We start from the raw sequence: 18,494 nt of genomic DNA, 5'->3' as shown, positions 1-18,494 counted from the left end.
ACACTGAGTGAGCTTTTTTACTGTTTACCAGACTTCTCAAACATCCTCTAAGGCTCCATTCCTGCTTGTTTTAGGGCAGTTTGCATGGGGGCCAAATGGCTCGTATGGTCAATGTTAACTAACTCGGTTGAGTTATACAGATCTTTTAGCAATGCATTGTTAGCTGGTTCATTCAGTTTTTGCAGCGCACTGACCAAGCGCCCACGCAGATCAGCAGAAACCCGATCGTCGATCGCCACTCCATGCGCCGGAACCCCGGAAATTGCATGAAGAATTCTCACTTGCTTACTTTCTTCAGGCGTGATGTAGGGATCTTTGAGCGCATATTCCGATACAGCCGCGACATCCGCTTGTCCCTTCAAAACAGCTTGCAGCGCGCCACTATAGTTGTTGCCATAAGTGACTTCTCCAAAAAATTCTTTCACGCGATCGCGGTTTTCGACCAGCCCTTGTTTCACCAAATCACCGACTGGAAAAATAAAGCCCGATCCAGAAGTTGGCGAAGTGAAGGCAATTTTCTTGCCGCGCAGTTGTTCCAGATTTTGCTTAGGATCGTCTTTGCTTTGCAGGGGACTGTCGTTTCGCACGACAAAAACCGAACGGTAGGTATGTCCTCCGGAATAATCCGGGCGCACCTCTGCTAGATAAAGACGAGAGTTTGCTAATTGTTCTGCTTTCAGCGCGGGGCGGCTGCTGAGAAACGCTACTTCTGCTTGCTCCGCTTTCAGCGCTTCGACGGCAGCAGTATCATCACCAACCACGGCAGTCACGGGCATGTTCAGTTCTTTCGAGAGCAAGGTTGTGATCGCGTTGGCTTTGGTTTGTACCTCTGTCGCTCCAGACCGACTGGGAAAAACAACGCGCAACTGATCTAAGGTGGCATTTGTAGCCGTTTGTCCTTGAGGTGCAGTTGTTTGTCCTTGAGGTGCAGCCGCTTGATTCGAGGAGGGCTGAGTATTGCACGCGCTCAGGAAGGCGGTCGTCAAAGCTAAAAGTGCGGCGCTGAGGCTAAAACTTGTGGTTCGATTTAATTTCATTACAGGAGTCCAAGGCGAAGTGAAAGATACCTTTCTTTATTGAAAGTAGCTATCAGTAAGTCAAAGAGATCGTAAAAGTTTATGAGAACCAAAGTCAATAATGTAATAAATATTTTTCAAGTACAGCCTTTTTCACGCTGCTCAAGTACAGGCAAGGGGATTCAGCCCCTCGCTATCAAGGTTTGGTCGTACCTCACTAAATTGAAAAAGGCTGTAACTGAGCAAAGACTTGAAATTCCGAAGATAAAAAAGCCTCTCTTGCTCGTGCAGAAGCGAGGCTGTGATTACAAAACGCTTGTCTTAAAAGCGCTTGTCTTAGTAGTCGCGGTTTGGCGCAGCTAAATTGAGAAAGCGCGTGAACTGAGGCTCGAATAGAAGTTTGACCGTTCCTGTCGGACCGTTTCGATGCTTGGTAATAATAATTTCTGCAATACCGCGATCGGGCGTATCAGGATTGTAATACTCCTCGCGGTACAACATCATGACCAGATCCGCATCCTGCTCAATCGATCCTGACTCCCGCAGGTCTGACATCATTGGGCGTTTGTCAGAGCGAGATTCTACATTTCGGCTTAGCTGAGAGAGGGCGACGATCGGCACGTTCAGTTCGCGAGCAAGACCTTTGAGCGATCGCGTGATCCGCGACAGTTCTTGGACTCGGTTTTCACTGCCTGTGCCTTCCATCAACTGCAGGTAGTCGATCAAGATCATGCCGAGTGCGCCACCTTGTTCGGCTTGAAGTTTGCGGGCACGCGATCGCATCTCGGTCACACTAATATTGGGCGTATCATCGACAAACACGCGCAGTTCCGATAATCGGCTGATTGCCTGTCCTAACGGTTCCCAGTCCTGTTGAGAAATTCGTCCTGAGCGCAATCGCCCACTTTCGATTCGAGCTTCACTTGCGAGCAGGCGTTGGATAATTTGCTCTTTCGACATTTCCAAACTGAAGACGGCAACAGGAAGCTTGTACTGGGCAGCAATATTGCGAGCAAAACTCAAGCAAACGGCTGTTTTTCCCATTGACGGGCGACCCGCCACGATGATCAGATCCGATCGCTGGAAGCCCTGAGTTTTGCCGTCGAGGTCATAGAATCCGCAGGCAAGCCCTGGCAACGCCATCCCCACCGATCGTTCTTCAATTTCGGAAAAGGTTTTGGTCAAAATGTCAGCGGCGGCAGTCAGTCCTTGGCTCGGACGAACTTGAGTAATGCTAAAAACTTTTTGTTCTGCTTCGTCTAAAACATGCTCTAGGTCGCGTTTCGTATCGTGCCCTAGCTGAGAAATTTGATGTCCAGCGCTGATCAGCTTGCGGCGCAAATATTTGTCTGTGACGAGTTGAGCGTACTGATCAATGTTGACGGCGCTAACGGTGCGATCGACAAGCTGCACTAGCTTACTTTGCCCGCCAATCTTATCGAGCAGTCCCCGGTCTTGCAGCCACGTTGTGATGCTCATCAAATCAACGGGCGTGCCTTGGTTGGTCAGCGTCAGAGCCGCCCGAAAAATCTCTTGATGAGCGCTGAGGTAAAAGGCCTCTGGTTTGAGAATATCGAGAATCCGCGCGATCGCGTCTGGGTCAAGCAAAATTCCGCCCAAAATTGCTTCTTCTGCATCAATATTTTGGGGAGGAATGCGATCGTTAATCGGTTGAAAGTTGAGTTCTTGAACCATGAGAAGACACGTCGGGGTTCGTAACGTTAGCGAGAAATCGATTACGAAAAATGCGAAAAGGGTCGAGTTATCTTCTTAGCGCCAACTCGACCCCCTCACTATACAGACATCCATTATTTTAGCAAGAGTCAGTACAAATATACTGATATTGTAACTCGTAGAAATCGATCACGAATTACGACTCATCCTCATGCTGCAACTACCTGAACCGTCACAGATACCGTAACTTCTGGGTGAAGCTTGATGTCTGCGGTGTAGTCGCCCAAGCTGTGAACATCGGGCATGGTAATCGTCCGACGATCGACCTCCTGATTGATCGCCTGCTGCAAAGCATCCGCCACATCTTGATTCGTCACCGTCCCAAAAATTGCGCCCGTCTCGCCTGCCTGCTTCGCGATCGCAACGCTGCCTGCCGCTTCAATCGCTTGCTTTTGGGTCAGCGCCACTTCTTTAAGTTCAGCTAAGCGCTGCCGCTCTAGCTCGCGCCGCCGCTCAACTTGCTTCAGAATACCCGGTGTCACTTTGGACGCCATACCTTGAGGAATGAGATAGTTTCTGGCAAAGCCAGGAGCAACTTCAACCAAGTCACCCAACCGACCAAGCTTGCTTACGTCCTTATTGAGGACTAACTGAACACGTTTCGCCATAATTTTCCTGTTGTCAACTGTGCCTTGCACAAACACATCATTCTACCACTACAGGCGCACGACTTCGCCTACTTTCACCACGCGCAATTGGCTTTTTGCGCCCTGCCGACGCAAGGCTTGAGCAAAGGCAGTCGGTGTTCCGGGTAAGTTAAAGATTCCGTAGTGCATCGGGATCACCGTCTGGGGATTCACTAGTTTTACTGCTTCGGCAGCGCGGGTTGGTCCCATCGTAAACTTATCGCCAATGCAAGTGAGCATTACCGTCACCTTGCCAAACTGCGGGATCAGCGACATATCTGAGAAAAGATCGGTATCTCCAGTGTGGTAGATGGTCGGCCCGTTCTTCACGCGAATCAGAAAGCCGCCTGGATTTCCGGCATAGTTGACAGGGCTACCATCGGAAGCGATCGCAGAACTATGAATCGCTGGCACAAACGCAACCTTGACTTCATCATTGAGCAAGCTGAGTTCACCCCCAAAATTTCCTTGAGTCTCCATCCCGACGAGTGCTTTTGGATAGCTGCCGTAGCCCACTAAAGCGGTGCCTAAATCCGCTGTGCTAACGAGTTTAGCGTTGGTTTTTTGAGCGATCGCGGCGGCATCGCCAACGTGATCAACATGCCCGTGGGAGATCAAGATTAGATCGACGCGATCAAGCTTTGCCAAGTCAGTTTTGCCATTTGGATTGAGTGGATTCGTTAGCCACGGATCGATCAACAGCACCTTCCCCGAGGGCGTTGTCAGCTTGAAGGCAGACTGTCCATACCACAGCAGTTGCGTATTTCCTACAGGTTGGGCTTGAGAACTCATTCCGTGAAACGTGAACAGACCTCCAACCAGGACGATCGCTAGCAGCAACGCTCTAAGCCTGATCGAGCGCAGCAGAGCTTGTTTTAGAAGAGTCATTGTGTGAACATAGATTTACAGAATAGACCCCAAACTTTATACCTTCTTAATGTGCCAATCAAAGAATTGATCCGGATTTAAGCAAAATTGCGGAGTGAACGTTCATAATAGTCAGATGACGAGGCGCTTAAATCTTTTAATTAGATTAAAATTTCCTTAAGAACGATTCATGTCGTCCTAGCGCTCTCAAGAACGTGATCCCGAGTCGAAAGCGTCACCTATAGCAAGGTATGGAGGAGAGGGATGAATTGTGTGGTTGAGAAATGGGTAACGATCGCGGCATTGACCGGATGGATTGGGTCAATGGGTAGCATGGTGGTTTTGGCGGTGAGTGCGCCTGCTGTGAATCCTGCCATTCAGGCATCCGAGCGATTTGCGTCACATAACACAGACGGCCTAAGTGTCTCGAAGCAGGTGAAGCTCACGCCGATGCAGCAATCGATGCTGGCTGAGCCAAGATTTCTACAGTATTCGGCGGCTCAGCCATCAAAGTTGACTCTTGATCCCGAATACCGACACTGGTTAGATCAGGGCGACTTTCGAGCCGAGCGTTAACGGCAACTCCAGTTTGAGAGTCTTTAGTTTGAGAGTCTTTCGCAATGCATCCAGTCGCGCTAGGCTTCAATCTTCCAACAATTGCAGACGGTACAAACTGGCATACAGTCCCCCTTGAGCCAACAACTGCTCGTGGCTACCCGACTCCACAAGCTGGCCACGCTTCAGAACGAGAATGCGATCAACATCTCGAATGGTAGAAAGGCGGTGAGCAATCACGATCGCGGTTCGATCTTCTAACAATCGCCCTAAGGCTTCTTGAATCAGCGCTTCGGTTCCGACATCTAAACTGGCTGTCGCTTCGTCCAACACCAGAATTTTAGGATCTCGAATGGCAGCACGGGCAAAGGCAAGCAGCTGTTTCTGTCCTCCCGAAAGATTGGTTCCGCGTTCGCGCAGCATGGTGTTGTAGCCCTGAGGCAACTGTTCAATCAGGTGAGCCACGTTGGTTTTTTCGGCAGCAGCCTGCACTTCTGCAAAGCTATAAGATTCGCCCAGCGTGATGTTGCTTTTGACATCGCCAACAAACAGAAAGCCATCTTGCAAGATGATTGCCATGCGGCGACGCAGTTCGGCTTGGGGCAATTCTCGAATGTCGATGCCGTCCAGGAGAATACGTCCTTTGGTGGGTTCGTACAATCGGCTCAGCAGTCGAATAATCGAACTCTTTCCGGCTCCGGTCGGCCCGACTAGAGCAACTTTCTCTCCAGGACGAATGACAAAATCGAGATCCTGAAGCACATATTCATCGGATTTATAGGCAAACCAAACGTTCTCAAAGCGGATTTCTCCTGCCGTCTTTCCGTCAGATGGGAGGTGAATTTCTTTCTCTGGGTCGCGAATTTCGATCGGTTCGTTCAAAATTTCGCTGACTCGCTCTACCGCCGTGAATCCGGCTTGAATGGCGGTAAATTTTTCGGCAAACTGACGCAAGGGATCAAACAACCGTTGCGCAAACAGAACAAAGGTAGACAACGTACCAAAATCGAGTGAGTTGCCTTTGATCAGCCAGCCACCGATACCCAGCACGCCTGCGATCGCAATCAATGACACCCACTCCAGCGTGGCAGACACCGCCGAGTCAAAATAAATGGTGCGATCGACTTCTTTGATGTACTGCTGATTCACCTGCCCGAACAGATCGCCGTTAAACTGCTCTCGTCGAAACAGTTGCACCACCCCGATTCCGACAATGTTTTCTTGCAGAATCGAGTTGAGGTCAGAGAGTTTTTCACGGGCGCGGTAGTTGGCTTGACGGTACTGTTGCTGAAAGTAAATAATCAACGCGGTGACGGGCAACAGCATCAGCACCAGCAGCAATGCTAACTGCCATTGGGTGAAAAACATGACGACCGTGATCACCAGCATGGTGAACAGATCCGAAATGACGCCGATCGCACCCGTTGAAAAGACTTCTCCTAATGCCTCTACATCACTCGTGAGCCGGGTGATCAGCTTGCCGATCGGCGTGCGATCGAAGAATCGTACCGCCAGCGATGTCACATGCTGAAACAAATCGCTGCGAATCTCGGCGGTGATGCGTTGTCCCACATTTTGAACTAAATAGCCCTGTGCTGCATCCAGCGCCAGCCGAATCAGGACGGTCAGCACCAGTAACTGAGTAAGGGTTGTCAGCCCTTGAGACACGGAGACATCTCGCAAGAAGCCAAAGGGAAAGTCGAAGGCAGACGGTTCTTGCCGGAGCAACGACACTGCTTTTCCGATTACAACGGGTTGCAGGGTGCTCGCGATCGCGGAGGGAACCAGAAAAATCAGCGACCAAATCAGGAGACGACTGTTACGACGAGCATAGGGAGCGAGACGGAGAAACAAACGCCAATCGGTTTCTTTAGGAGGTCGAGCGGGGCGAGGAGCGAAAGACATAGGGAGAGGGCTACAAAGAATTGTGAGGTGAAGTACAAAGCGGATTGCCCTCACCCTAACCCTCTCCCACAGGGAGAGGGTTAGGGTGAGGGCTGACCGTTAAACACCGACGACGGCTTTGATTTGACTGCGGATCTGGTCTACATAGTGATTGAGGTTATCGCTGTTAAGACGGTAACTGAGCGGGTGAGCAATCAGGCGGGCGGTGCTTTGGAACAGCACATCGATTTCGATCAGTCCGTTTTCGCGGAGCGTGTTGCCCGTGGCAACGAGATCAACGATCGCTTCTGACATGCCCGTAATTGGCCCTAATTCTACGGAGCCGTAGAGCGGCACAATTTCAACAGGCAGATCGAGAGTTTCAAAATAGTCACGGGCACAGTGAACAAATTTTGAGGCAACTCGACCATGCAATGGCAATTCTATCGAAGAACGATAGGGACTCGATGCTTTGACCGCAACTGACATGCGACACCCGCCATAGCCTAAATCAACGAGTTGCGCTACATTAGGCGCTTTCTCCCGCAATACGTCATACCCCACGATGCCGAGTTGGGCTTGTCCGTATTCGACATAGACCGACACATCGGAATTGCGAACCAGCAATGCCTTCGCCGTTCCGGTCGGATCAGTAATTTGCAGTTGGCGATTTCCAGATTCTAGAAAAGCGCTGAAATCTAGACCAACGGCTTTGAGTAATCGAATGCTGTCTTTGAGGAGCGCGCCTTTAGGAATTGCAACGGTAAGCATGGGGAGACGACAATGAGTACCAAGTGTTCAGAATAATCATTTTAAGTAGAAAGTAAGACGATTAAAAATATCCAAGTGCAGACTTCTACCCAATCTTCCAGCCTTCCTCCGTGAAAGCGGAGCATTCCTCCCTCATTCCTCCCTCTCATGAAAATTCTTCTCGTTGACGACGAAATCGAAATGGCTCAACCGCTCAGCCAACTTCTATCCCGTGAGGGCTATACCGTGGATGTGGTTCACGATGGAGAGCAAGGGGCACAACTGGCGCAGCAAGGACAGTACGATCTGTTGATTCTAGACTGGATGCTACCCGTACGATCGGGCTTAGAAATTTGTCAGCAGGTGCGATCGCACGGGGACTCGACGCCCGTTCTCTTTCTCACAGCAAAAGACACGATTGACGATCGCGTGCTGGGACTCGATGCTGGAGCCGATGATTATTTGGTCAAACCATTTGAACTGCGGGAACTGTTGGCAAGAGTGCGGGCGCTGCTGCGGCGTCCAACGGCGCTCGAACCGAATCAGCCAAGTCAGCGACTCAAGGTAGAAGATCTAGAACTCGATCTGCAAAATCAAGTTGCCTACCGACACGGACGAGCGATCGAGCTATCGGAGAAAGAATGTCAACTGTTGGAATATTTCATGCGTCAGCCAAATCAGCTTCTGACGCACGAGCAAATCTATCAGCATGTGTGGAGTGAGGGTGACAAGCCAGCCAGCAACGCACTAGCGGCTCAAATCAGGTTGCTGCGCCGCAAAATCGAGGCGAAAGGCGAAGCTCCGTTAATCTCTACTGTGTATGGCAAAGGGTATCGGTTAGGTCGCTCCCAGTAAGTGATGAGATGAAAGTGATTAACGCAGCTATTAAGAAACGGATTTTTCTTAGTACGCCCGACGATAATGTAGCGCGATCGTTAGAGTGCATTGCTTATATTTTCGCTAACGCTGTGCAAAGAGAGATGAAAAGCAATCGATTCAAATTGGGGTGGAAAGAAGGTAAGTCGTGATCGATGATAAGAGAATGATTGATCTCTTGCTCATCGCATCTCTAGGATTTTTAGGCAGTTTCGGCCACTGCTTAGGAATGTGTGGCCCCTTGACAGCAGCGTTCTCGCTGTCGGTGCGATCGCACGATGCTAAACCACATTGGCGATCGCAACTCGCGTTTAACCTGCTGCTCAATTTAGGTCGAGTAATCAGCTATGCCTTAGTGGGAGGCGCGATCGGGATGATCGGTTCGATCCTGATTGCAGGAGGACAATTTGCGGGCATTGACAGCGCGTTGCGCCGCAGCATAACGATCTTCACAGGACTGCTGTTAGTCTGGTTTGGGCTGTCGCAAATCAGTCCTCAGCTTTTGCCGCGCCTGCCGATGCTGCATCCCTTGGGGAAAGGACAACTGCACGAGCGGCTAAATCGACTGATGATGCAATTTTCTCAGTCAAACCAATGGTGGACGCCTGCCCTGCTTGGCATGATCTGGGGATTAATTCCCTGCGGATTTCTCTACGCGGCGCAGCTTAAAGCGGCTGAAACAGGAAATCCTTATTTAGGAGCGATGACGATGCTGGCATTTGGCATCGGAACCCTGCCGATGATGTTGGGCGTTGGGCTTTCGACAGCATTTCTGAGCCGCGATCGCAGAAGTCAACTCTTTCGGTTGGGTGGTTGGATAACTTTGACAATCGGTCTTTTGCTGCTGCTGCGGAGTGGTGATATGGTCGATTACACCGGACACGCTGCCCTGCTCTGTCTCATGCTAGCCCTGATCGCCCGTCCAATTAGCCGTGTGTGGAGCGCTCCTCTAAAGTATCGTCGTGCCTTTGGCGTCGGAGCGTTCGTGCTGTCGTGGGCGCATGTCGCTCACTTTGTCGATCACACGTTTAACTGGAATCTTCAAGTCCTGGCTTTTCTGCCGTTCAATCAGCAGATCGGCATGTGGGCGGGAATCGTAGGATTGGGCTTGCTCACGCCTGCCGCACTGACTAGTTTTGATGCGATCGCGCTTAAACTCGGTAAAACCTGGCGAAAAGTTCATTTGCTCAGCATTCCAGCATTGATTTTAGTGGCAATTCACATTGCACTTGTGGGATCAAGCTACCTCAACAATGTTGGAAGTGCTGCTCAAGTTTGGCGAGTGATCGGATTGGCGATTGGGGTTGCAGCGGTTTTGTTATTGCGATCGCGCCCGGTGTGGTCGCTCTTTTCCCTAGCACGCTTATATGTTGCAGCAAGAAAATAAAGTAAACGCTGACGTGATCATTGCTCACAACGTTAAAACCTCTGGTAACGTTGCCGCTACGTTTCATATTGAACCGAGTCACAATCCCAAAGCGGGAGAACGATCGCAAGCCTGGTTTGCGCTCACCAAGCAAGGCGGAGAATTGGTCTCGCTCGATCGCTGTAATTGCAGCCTGAACGTGTACGACCGACAGCAAAACTCTGTCCTGCAACCGGCTCTAAAATCGATTTCAGCAGAACAGTATCAAGGCATTCCAGGAGCAGAACTCGTTTTTCCAAAAGCTGGAATTTATACGCTGGAGTTGAGCGGCAGACCCAAAGATGGAGAAAGCTTTAATGCGTTCAGGCTGACGTATGAGGTGACTGTTCAAGCGGGAGCCGCTCCCCAAGCCGCCATTGGTACTGCTGAATCAAGCCGCCCTTCAGCTCCCTCTACAGGCTGGGTTCTGGCTGGAGTTGCGCTTCCTCTAATCGCGCTGCTTGTAGGCGTTCTTTGGATGTTAAAAACAAAGCAGAAAAGGTAAGCGAATCTCAAAATCGAGCGAGAATAGAAGTAATCTAGCCCGATGACATACCCATGATCGATCACGACGTAATTATTGTTGGCGGTGGCTTAGCTGGTTCTCGTGCTGCCCTAGAAATTGCCCGTACCAATCCGAGCTTGAGCGTGGCCGTGGTTGCCAAGACTCACCCAATACGATCGCACTCGGTGGCGGCCCAAGGGGGAATGGCAGCAACGCTCAAAAATGTCGATGAAACAGATTCTTGGGAAGCCCACGCCTTTGATACGGTCAAGGGTTCGGACTATTTAGCCGACCAAGATGCCGTGGCAATTTTGACGCAAGAAGCGCCCGATGTTGTGATCGATCTCGAACATATGGGCGTGTTGTTCTCCCGCTTACCCGACGGACGGATTGCCCAACGCGCATTCGGCGGACATTCGCACAACCGCACCTGCTATGCGGCAGATAAGACCGGACACGCGATTCTGCACGAATTGATCTGCAACTTGATGAAATACGGCGTCAAGGTGTACGAAGAATGGTACGTCATGCGCCTGATTTTGGAAGACGGACAGGCAAAAGGGGTCGTTCTCTATCACTTGCTCAACGGTCAAGTTGAAGTGATTCGCGCCAAAGCCGTGATGTTTGCCACCGGAGGCTACGGACGCGTTTACAACACCACCTCCAACGATTACGCCTCCACAGGTGACGGTCTGGCAATGACCGCAATGGCCGGCTTACCGCTTGAAGACATGGAGTTTGTGCAGTTCCATCCCACAGGACTGTATCCTGTGGGCGTCTTGATTTCAGAAGCGGTGCGCGGAGAAGGTGCGTATCTGATTAACAGCGACGGCGATCGCTTCATGGCAAACTATGCGCCCAGCCGTATGGAGCTTGCCCCCCGAGACATTACCTCCCGCGCTATCACCTACGAAATTCGAGCAGGACGCGGCATAAAACCAGATGGGTCAGCTGGCGGTGTCTTTGTCTATCTCGATCTGCGCCACATGGGCAAAGAGAAAATTATGAGCCGCGTGCCTTTCTGCTGGGAAGAAGCCCATCGATTGGTGGGGGTTGATGCAGTGTATCAGCCGATGCCCGTTCGTCCAACTGTTCACTATTCGATGGGCGGCATTCCGGTCAACACCGATGGACAAGTCAGAAGCAGCGCCGATGAATTGGTCGAAGGTTTCTTCGCGGCAGGTGAAACGTCGTGTGTGTCGGTGCATGGTGCGAATCGGTTGGGCAGTAACTCGCTGTTGGAATGTGTAGTTTATGGGCGCAGAACTGGAGCCGCGATCGCGCGCTATGTCGAAAATCGTAAATTACCTGAAGTCAATGCTGAGCGCTACATTCAAGACGCTAACACTCAACTCCAATCGCTGATAGACCAGCCCGGAGAATACCGTATTCACCAGGTTCGGCAAGCCTATCAAGACTGCATGACCGATCATTGCGGCGTGTTTCGCACCGAAGCGACCATGCAAGAAGGACTGGTTCAACTCCGCGAACTTCAGAAAAAATATGCTCATGTCCGCGTCGATGACAAAGGCAAAACCTGGAATACCGAACTGATTGAGGCGATGGAACTGCGATCGCTCTTTGTCGTTGGAGAAATGATTCTCTCGTCTGCCCTCAACCGCAAAGAAAGCCGAGGCTCTCACTGTCGTGAAGACTATACGCAGCGAGACGATCAGAGTTTTCTCAAACATACGTTGGCATACTACTCACCCGCCGGGATTGATATCAATTACATGCCCGTTGTAATCAATCAATTTGAACCGCAAGAGCGGAAGTATTAGCGAGTGGGGAGGTCTAGGAGTGACAGTCGGTCATCATCTAGACCGTAATGAATAGGCAGATTACCGGCTGTTACACGACTGTCAATTCTATGAATTACCGGATGTGCGATCGCGGTTAGTGAGGATGCAGCAATGAAGCGATCGCGCCAACTAGATTTCTCACTCCTCAAGGCAGACCAATTTTAACCAATTTGCCCAGCGACGATTTCAGGATCAGGTGAGGAATTCAAACAAGGCGTTCTCGTTCAAGAGCTAGATGATCACATCGTTCAGCGACTCAAGAAGTCGAGTCGCTAAGAACAGTGCCCCTTCTACACGTTCTTCTTACTCTCTGGCTCAGAGGACTGTAAAGCCGTGTCTAACACAGTGCGAGCGTCTTCTGCTTGAGCACGAGCATCTCGATAGCGCAGATTAGTTTGAGCATAGTTTTTCAAAACTTTGAAGCCTTCTTTAAGTTGATTGATTTCTTCTTCAGTCACTAAATCATCCGTAAACAGCACATCAATGTGCTGGCGAACTTGCAGCGCTTCAGTGCGACTCTCCTGAGCCTTGAGCTTAAGCGTTGCCAGAGCGCTCAGAATTTGAACGGCTTGATTGATAGAATCCTCATTGTCCGATGCAGTTCCGGCAGAATTGCGCCCTGCATTAATCCCGGTTGGATCTTTGATCTCAATGAAGTTTTTGGGACCAAATCCATCCGCTAAATCGGTCGGTAGTTTTCCCTCGTCCATTAATTCCATTAATTGATCCATCGCCTTTTCACGGGCTTTAGACGAATCTTTACCAGGAACGGTCAGAATAATTTCGGGGCTTTGAGCAAGTGTGTACTGAACCATGAGGTGCTACAGAATCAATAGTAATGTCATGATAGAAGCATGATCTATCCTTTTGGATCTTAGCCTCGAAACTTTGCCATAAGAGAAAGAGAGTTCTAGGCGCTGTGCAAGTGGAGAGCAGCCTCTAAGCTGTCATTAAGCGGTTAAACTGAACCCGTGGATGCCTTCTAGTTGCCGATTGATCCAGCAGTAACCAAGTCCCCAAAGCTGTTAGCGTCGTGTCTGAAGATTATCTGCAAGGCTTGACATCTCGGTTTGAATCGGGCATAGTAATAAACGTAGCAAATGCGGGTATAGCTCAGTGGTAGAGCGTCACCTTGCCAAGGTGAATGTCGCGCGTTCGAATCGCGTTACCCGCTTTCTAACAGAAGTCTTTAATATTCCTGGTTTCAAGCGACTTCCGTTTGAGCTTACAGCAATTGTCCTAAAAATGTCCTAAGGCTGTGCGCCTCTGTCGTAGCCTCAAGTGACTCTGCAAGTCTCTTCACATACCCTAAGTCAATTAGTCGCTCTGCTAACAAACGACTTGCAAATACGATCGTTCGACCTGCCAATAACGCCATGTGGCGGTGAACCTGAACCGAAGGGATAATTTTGGCATCAAACGACTGTTGCAGCTTGATAAAAGGCAGTCATTTCAGTAAACCATTGCTGTCGCGATCGCGCCCACGTGTAAAACATATGCCCACCTTGATAGTGTTTTAGCGTCAAATTTGGGCGAATCTCAGGATTGAGTTTCATTAGATCGGCGAGATAGTTTGAGGCGAAATAGGGCGTGACTAAATCAAATAACCCATGCGAGATGTACACCTGCATGTAGGGGTTTAACGTCATTCCCACCCGCAAATCATCGATAGAACCTAGATCCAATGCGCCTTTAAGGTCAAAGTTCCAGGCTTTGAAGGTTTCCAAGTTGAGCAAGTGGTAAGACAAGTCGGTCTCAACACCCAACGTATCGCGCAAGTGACTGTTGATGGCTCCAGTGAACAGTCGATCGAGTCCGTCAAGCGTGGGATCAATGCCTTCGTAACTGACGCGATCGGGAAAGGGATCGATCGCAGTAATTGAAGCATCATACAATCCCACAATTCGCTGTTGATCTCGCAACAGTTCTCTCGAAAAGACTTCGATGCTGACACGGCCTGCCTGTCGCTCAACTAGCGTCATCGGCAAACCCAGCAACTCTGATAGCTGCTGATAAGCGGTCTGTCGTTCATCCGGCGAGAAGGTGTCTCCCATTGCCAGCAACGGAATCAGCGTCTTGCGGGCAAACTGCTCTGCGGCACTTGTGTGGGCTTGCAAGTCTCCCGGTTCTCCTGCCCATCGAGCGCGATCGTGATGAGCAGCGGCAGCCGCCAAAGACGGCAGCAGCGTTGCCCAAGCCGCAAGGTTATAGTCAGTTCCACCCAAAAGACTAAACTCTAACGCTGGGGAAATCAGGATTGCTCCCGAAAGACCGACGCCAAATTCTTGCTGAAGCTTGCGAGCGAGCCGTGCCACTCGAAACCCTCCATAACTTTCACCGGCAATGAAAATGGGGGATAGCCATCGCTTATGACGCGACAGAAAGCGCTGAATGAACTCTCCTAATGATTTCAAGTCTCGATCAACTTCCCAAAATTCTTTCTCTTTGGGTTTATCTGCCTCGTTTGGCTTCGTTTCATCAGTCTTCTCTGACGTGTCTTTGGGTCGCGGCAAGCTACGACTAAAGCCCGTGCCAATCGGATCAATAAATACCAAGTCTGTGAAGCTCAACCAGCTTTCAACATTCTCTTCTAGTCGAACGGGGGGTTTTGGCAAACTTCCGTTGGCACCAAAGTGGATGCGCTTAGGACCCAAGGCTCCCATGTGGAGATAAGCTGAAGCAGCACCGGGTCCGCCATTAAAGACGAAGGTCAGCGATCGCGGCGAGCCGTCGTCGGTTTGGGCGAGATAAGCAACATGAAACATCTCAGCGATCGGCTTTTCTTGATCAAACAGCGTTTGCCACTCGGCTAGGGCAACGTAGGGCAGTGATTTATCAGGAAGCGATAGCGTATGCTCCGTTTGGCTAGACTTGCGAGGCACAGAAGGGTTAGAAGTGTCAGACATATCCACAGTTGCTCTTCAGCCTCCAAGACAAAGCTTCGCTCTCATCTTAGAGGATTAGACCGTTTTAGAGGAGCAATCCGTTCAGCTAACTATACAGATGTCCACTAGGCTGATGTGCTAGATTACTGTGCAGAAAAGGCTCAAGGCTTCGACAACCGCCCATTCTTGAGTCCTCATAGCAACTTGGATGGAGCTTCTAAACTCGTGCCTCTCGATAAACTGCATTGCACTCTAGGAGCTAATCAACTTCCGTTGCACATTGTCTAGGATTTGACCCAAAGCGCGAGTCCGCCTCCGCGTCCACGAGCAGCAATAAAGTTCTCAGTTATCAGAAAGAATGCAAAGAAGGGCAGCTTTGCGATCGACGTTTGAGCAAAGGCTTTTTCTTTAGCATCTCCACCCCGGATCGTGCCCCTGTAAAGAGATGTCCTGCCCAACCGAAGCTGGAGTTGGGTGAACTCAAACATTAACAAATTCTTTTTCCTTTGGTAACGCGCAGGTCCTGATAGGTTAAGCTGCAAGAACCCAAGCTGCGCCTGATTTCCAATCGTTGCTGCTCCAGATTCATCTGTGTCGAACGAAATGTGAGCCGATACAATTTTAGGCACATAGTACCCTTGTTTGAGCCTGATTCCGCCTTGGCGAATTTTGCGCGTCCCTGTTGCAAAACAGAGTTGCCACTGTCCCTGCAATTGCATCAATGAGTAGTCTAACGGGCGTTGTTTTGCTGCTTTCTCAGTCTGCAATAGCGCATTTACAACATCCTCAGCCGCCGGGCGACTGACTTCTCTGCTACGAAAGGCAAGTGCAGCCTGATCGAGTACCGAGATAAAGTCTGAAGAGGTCGAAGTTGAGGAAGACATGGAGAATCTGAAGCCGATTGAGGAATACAGCATCATGATACAAAATTTGTTTCAGATTCTTGTGATTTGGGCTTCATCATTGACTCAGAGCCAAAGGAATTGATTCAGATCTAAAGGATCAGTCGCATTAGTGAATCAAATTGGGTGAATTAAATTGGAATCACGATCCGATGGGAACCAAATTGCACTGAATCCTGAACCAACCCAGTGAATACATTCCACAAATGCAGCTAATACAATTGGTAATCATGCTGCCACACTCTTAATATACCAGGGGACCTTGCTTCGCAAACCGCAGGGTGAGTAAATTGCAGCATCAAAATCGGAATGGTCACTGCTGCAATTTGATTGCTGACTTGAGAGAGAAATTCAGCTGCAATCAGACAAATGATAGGGAGAGATTGGAGCTTTGCAGACCCATAACTTGGCAGTCAAAGAGGTTGCAGTAAGAGAGGGAGAATTTTTACATGATGTCGGTTCCTATTTTGCCAACGCATCACACCCTTACACCATTTTTTTAGGTAAATCCCATTCGCCATCGTGTATTACAGTAATTGCTTGAATAAATCCATGAGTTTACGCTTGCGGGCGTGGTTAGACTGCAATTGATTGAAATAAATCATCCAAACTGATTGCTGCTCTGATTGAATGTAAGCCGCTTTTGCCTGCTGCAACCATTGCACCGCTTCCTGGTAGCGATCGGCTTTGCCTTGCTCCATAATTGGTTCTGCCCGTTCGAGTGCCGCCTGAATGACCCAATCAGCATGGGTGAACACTGCTGCTTGCATAACGCGATGCACTAACTCGGAGCGGTAGTAATGGTCAGATCGCACCACTTCAATGGCGTCATCCAGCAATCCTTCATGCAGGAAAATGTCTACCTTTGCTTCCCTCGCTTGCCAGTCCTGAAACTGACGCAGGGTTTTCAGCAAGTCTGATTTAATGCCCTCCCACTGAGCGACGGCGAGATGCGCCACCCGTTGATACTCTGGAAAACTAGGGCGAAGCTTAAAGGTGAGAACACTGGCATCTAGTGCAGCTTCTCGATTTCCTAGCCCCTCTGCCAGTTCACTCGTCCAACTTGCCATAGCATATCGACAATTTCCGGGTAAGGGCAGTCCAGCTTGAGCAATGGTCAACGCTTCGGACAAATAATTCTGTTCTCGTAAGGTTTTTGCCAGGGCAAATGCTTCTTCTGCTGTGGTCATACGATCGCGTGCCACAGTCATCGCTTCGTCGATGTTGCCGATTTCCGCTAATCGAGTGAGATATTGCGCCATCAATCCTTCTGTTCGAGCCAGGTTCAAATACTCGGTCTGCCGTTCTTGCCGATTCAATATTTGTAGCCGAATCAATGCCAGTTCTTGAGCAAACGGGGAATTCAACCGTTCTGGATCAGCATAGCCGTTGCCTTGCAGTGCCCGTTGCAGGTCTGGATCAGTCCATCCTTGCTGCAATGCTGCTAAGCTCATCGAAAAATCGCTATCCAACGCATCTTGCCATTCCTCTAACATCACCCGCAGATCGACAGCTTCGGGTGGCGAGAGATCCGCGCTCAAAATGGCTTCTGTCCAAGCTTCGTTCAGCGACTCGGCAATCGGAAAGGAATCTCCCCCATAATCTTGGATGTCATCCCATTCGTCTACACAAACAGCGGTGATTGCTTCCAGAATGGAAATTGCACTATTCCCATCTTCATTTCTCGCAAATGCCTGTGCTTTTTCAATAATGCCCAACAAGTCATCGGTGAATGGATCATCTTCATAGCCCTCCTCCAGCGATCGCACACCTTCTCGTAAGATCTGTTTCACTTGCCGTCGGAAGGGAGCCACATCCAGCGTCGATTGGCGCTGAGGCGTGGCCGTTTGCGTGGGTGAAGCAGGATTCGACATCAGCATCACCTGGCAATCGACTGCATCAATCAGTTCTGGCTGTTCTGCCACCAATGCCTGCACCAATCGCTGCGTTTGCACGTGATCCAGTCGGTCTAATAGTTGTGGTAACGTAGGTCGAAGTTCAAGTCGATCCGGTTGCCGCACCCAGGTCAATGCCGCTGCCACAATATGTTTACACCAGCCTTCATAGTCGTAAGGACAGGTACACCGAACCGAGGTGATGCCACCGGAGTCAAACTGAAGACTGACACGATATGGAGCAACTTCACTACCTTCGACTTCAGCGTGAATCGTATTGCCTCGTTGCACCAGATCGATCACGGCGCTCCGGTGGTAGTAATCTTCTCCTCGGCTAAAGGAGTTGCTGGTTGCATGATGCGAAATTACTATTTCAGAGATGGGGGCTACCATATTCAAGTCCAACCTCTACATCTCGTCCATTCTAATTCTCGTATCAAATCCGGACAGCGATGACGCAATGACACGTGACGTAGTTCAAAACGTATCTATTGCTTCGATTGCAACTTCGCAGATGGCAACCTCATCATCCACCACTAAAATCAATTCCTGTTGCCCGCTCAGTAGCTCAACTTCATCATCAATTTGAGACTCAATTGATTGGCTCGCGGGCAGAAATACCTGAGACTGGCTGCCTTTACCAACCTCGCTCTGAACATCCATAAATCCACCATGACTCTTGACAATGCCCAACACCGCCGAAAGTCCCAGCCCTGTACCTTTGCCAATTTCTTTCGTTGTGAAGAAGGGATCAAAAATGCGGCGTAATCGCAATTGCAAGATTTGCGGCGA

Annotated in this window: 16 protein-coding genes and 1 tRNA gene; 6 read left to right on the top strand and 11 right to left on the bottom strand. The window is 49.9% G+C overall.

All coding sequences use genetic code 11. From position 1 onward, the window contains the following. Positions 1-47: 47 nt before the first annotated feature. The 4 genes from AC5JLB_RS29600 to AC5JLB_RS29585 all read right to left on the bottom strand — a co-directional run bounded on the left by AC5JLB_RS29600 (position 48) and on the right by AC5JLB_RS29585 (position 4,264). The gene (locus tag AC5JLB_RS29600; RefSeq protein ID WP_495877402.1) at positions 48-1,037 is read right to left on the bottom strand and encodes a phosphate/phosphite/phosphonate ABC transporter substrate-binding protein; all 990 of its coding nucleotides are present in this window, start codon (positions 1,035-1,037) and stop codon (positions 48-50) included. Between the two features lie 315 nt (positions 1,038-1,352). Then, positions 1,353-2,711, bottom strand: coding sequence for a replicative DNA helicase (gene dnaB, locus AC5JLB_RS29595; protein ID WP_495877401.1), 1,359 nt, complete (start codon positions 2,709-2,711; stop codon positions 1,353-1,355). A gap of 188 nt (positions 2,712-2,899) precedes the next feature. Next, entirely contained in the window at positions 2,900-3,358 is a 459-nt protein-coding gene (gene rplI, locus AC5JLB_RS29590) for a 50S ribosomal protein L9 (protein WP_495877400.1), read from the bottom strand. A 48-nt stretch (positions 3,359-3,406) separates the two neighbouring features. After that, on the bottom strand, positions 3,407-4,264 hold the full coding sequence (locus AC5JLB_RS29585; RefSeq protein WP_495877399.1) for a metal-dependent hydrolase: 858 nt from the start codon (positions 4,262-4,264) through the stop codon (positions 3,407-3,409). A gap of 243 nt (positions 4,265-4,507) precedes the next feature. Between AC5JLB_RS29585 and AC5JLB_RS29580 the strand changes: the two genes are divergently transcribed. Continuing rightward, the gene (locus tag AC5JLB_RS29580) at positions 4,508-4,819 is read left to right on the top strand and encodes a hypothetical protein (protein WP_495877398.1); all 312 of its coding nucleotides are present in this window, start codon (positions 4,508-4,510) and stop codon (positions 4,817-4,819) included. Positions 4,820-4,885: 66 nt separating this feature from the next. Here the strand turns inward: AC5JLB_RS29580 and AC5JLB_RS29575 are convergent, their stop codons facing one another. Continuing rightward, positions 4,886-6,703 carry an ABC transporter ATP-binding protein gene (locus tag AC5JLB_RS29575; RefSeq protein WP_495877397.1) on the bottom strand — a complete coding sequence of 606 codons (1,818 nt, stop codon included), beginning with the start codon at positions 6,701-6,703 and terminating at the stop codon, positions 4,886-4,888. Positions 6,704-6,802: 99 nt separating this feature from the next. Beyond that, entirely contained in the window at positions 6,803-7,453 is a 651-nt protein-coding gene (gene hisG, locus AC5JLB_RS29570; RefSeq protein ID WP_495877396.1) for an ATP phosphoribosyltransferase, read from the bottom strand. Between the two features lie 147 nt (positions 7,454-7,600). On the opposite strand from hisG, the gene rppA reads away from it, so the two are divergent. From rppA to AC5JLB_RS29550, 4 genes are all read left to right on the top strand, one after another. Further along, the gene (gene rppA / locus AC5JLB_RS29565) at positions 7,601-8,287 is read left to right on the top strand and encodes a two-component system response regulator RppA (protein ID WP_495877395.1); all 687 of its coding nucleotides are present in this window, start codon (positions 7,601-7,603) and stop codon (positions 8,285-8,287) included. Between the two features lie 187 nt (positions 8,288-8,474). Next, positions 8,475-9,695 (top strand): urease accessory protein UreH domain-containing protein, encoded by a 1,221-nt coding sequence (locus tag AC5JLB_RS29560; protein ID WP_495877394.1) that lies wholly within the window; start codon positions 8,475-8,477, stop codon positions 9,693-9,695. Next, entirely contained in the window at positions 9,676-10,218 is a 543-nt protein-coding gene (locus AC5JLB_RS29555) for a hypothetical protein (RefSeq protein ID WP_495877393.1), read from the top strand. The genes AC5JLB_RS29560 and AC5JLB_RS29555 overlap by 20 nt, the downstream gene beginning before the upstream one ends. Positions 10,219-10,271: 53 nt before the next feature. Beyond that, entirely contained in the window at positions 10,272-11,999 is a 1,728-nt protein-coding gene (locus AC5JLB_RS29550) for a succinate dehydrogenase/fumarate reductase flavoprotein subunit (protein WP_495877392.1), read from the top strand. 311 nt (positions 12,000-12,310) lie between these two features. Here AC5JLB_RS29550 and AC5JLB_RS29545 read toward each other — a convergent pair whose 3' ends face one another. Continuing rightward, positions 12,311-12,835, bottom strand: a complete 525-nt coding sequence (locus AC5JLB_RS29545) for a hypothetical protein (protein WP_495877391.1) — start codon at positions 12,833-12,835, stop codon at positions 12,311-12,313. A gap of 287 nt (positions 12,836-13,122) precedes the next feature. Between AC5JLB_RS29545 and AC5JLB_RS29540 the strand changes: the two genes are divergently transcribed. Continuing rightward, a tRNA-Gly gene (locus AC5JLB_RS29540) sits at positions 13,123-13,194 on the top strand. 241 nt (positions 13,195-13,435) lie between these two features. Here AC5JLB_RS29540 and AC5JLB_RS29535 read toward each other — a convergent pair. The 4 genes from AC5JLB_RS29535 to AC5JLB_RS29520 all read right to left on the bottom strand — a co-directional run bounded on the left by AC5JLB_RS29535 (position 13,436) and on the right by AC5JLB_RS29520 (position 18,482). Next, on the bottom strand, positions 13,436-14,926 hold the full coding sequence (locus tag AC5JLB_RS29535; protein WP_495877390.1) for a S10 family peptidase: 1,491 nt from the start codon (positions 14,924-14,926) through the stop codon (positions 13,436-13,438). A gap of 263 nt (positions 14,927-15,189) precedes the next feature. Beyond that, a complete protein-coding gene (locus AC5JLB_RS29530; RefSeq protein WP_495877389.1) occupies positions 15,190-15,789 on the bottom strand; it encodes a hypothetical protein in 600 nt (199 codons plus the stop codon). 545 nt (positions 15,790-16,334) lie between these two features. Next, positions 16,335-18,095 (bottom strand): SWIM zinc finger family protein, encoded by a 1,761-nt coding sequence (locus AC5JLB_RS29525; RefSeq protein WP_495877388.1) that lies wholly within the window; start codon positions 18,093-18,095, stop codon positions 16,335-16,337. A gap of 84 nt (positions 18,096-18,179) precedes the next feature. Next, positions 18,180-18,482 carry an ATP-binding protein gene (locus tag AC5JLB_RS29520; RefSeq protein WP_495877387.1) on the bottom strand — a complete coding sequence of 101 codons (303 nt, stop codon included), beginning with the start codon at positions 18,480-18,482 and terminating at the stop codon, positions 18,180-18,182. Positions 18,483-18,494: the final 12 nt, after the last annotated feature.

It is taken from the genome of Myxacorys chilensis, from assembly GCF_059505265.1.
Note: the sequence above shows the minus strand (reverse complement) of the source record. Positions and strands in the feature narration are given on the sequence as shown.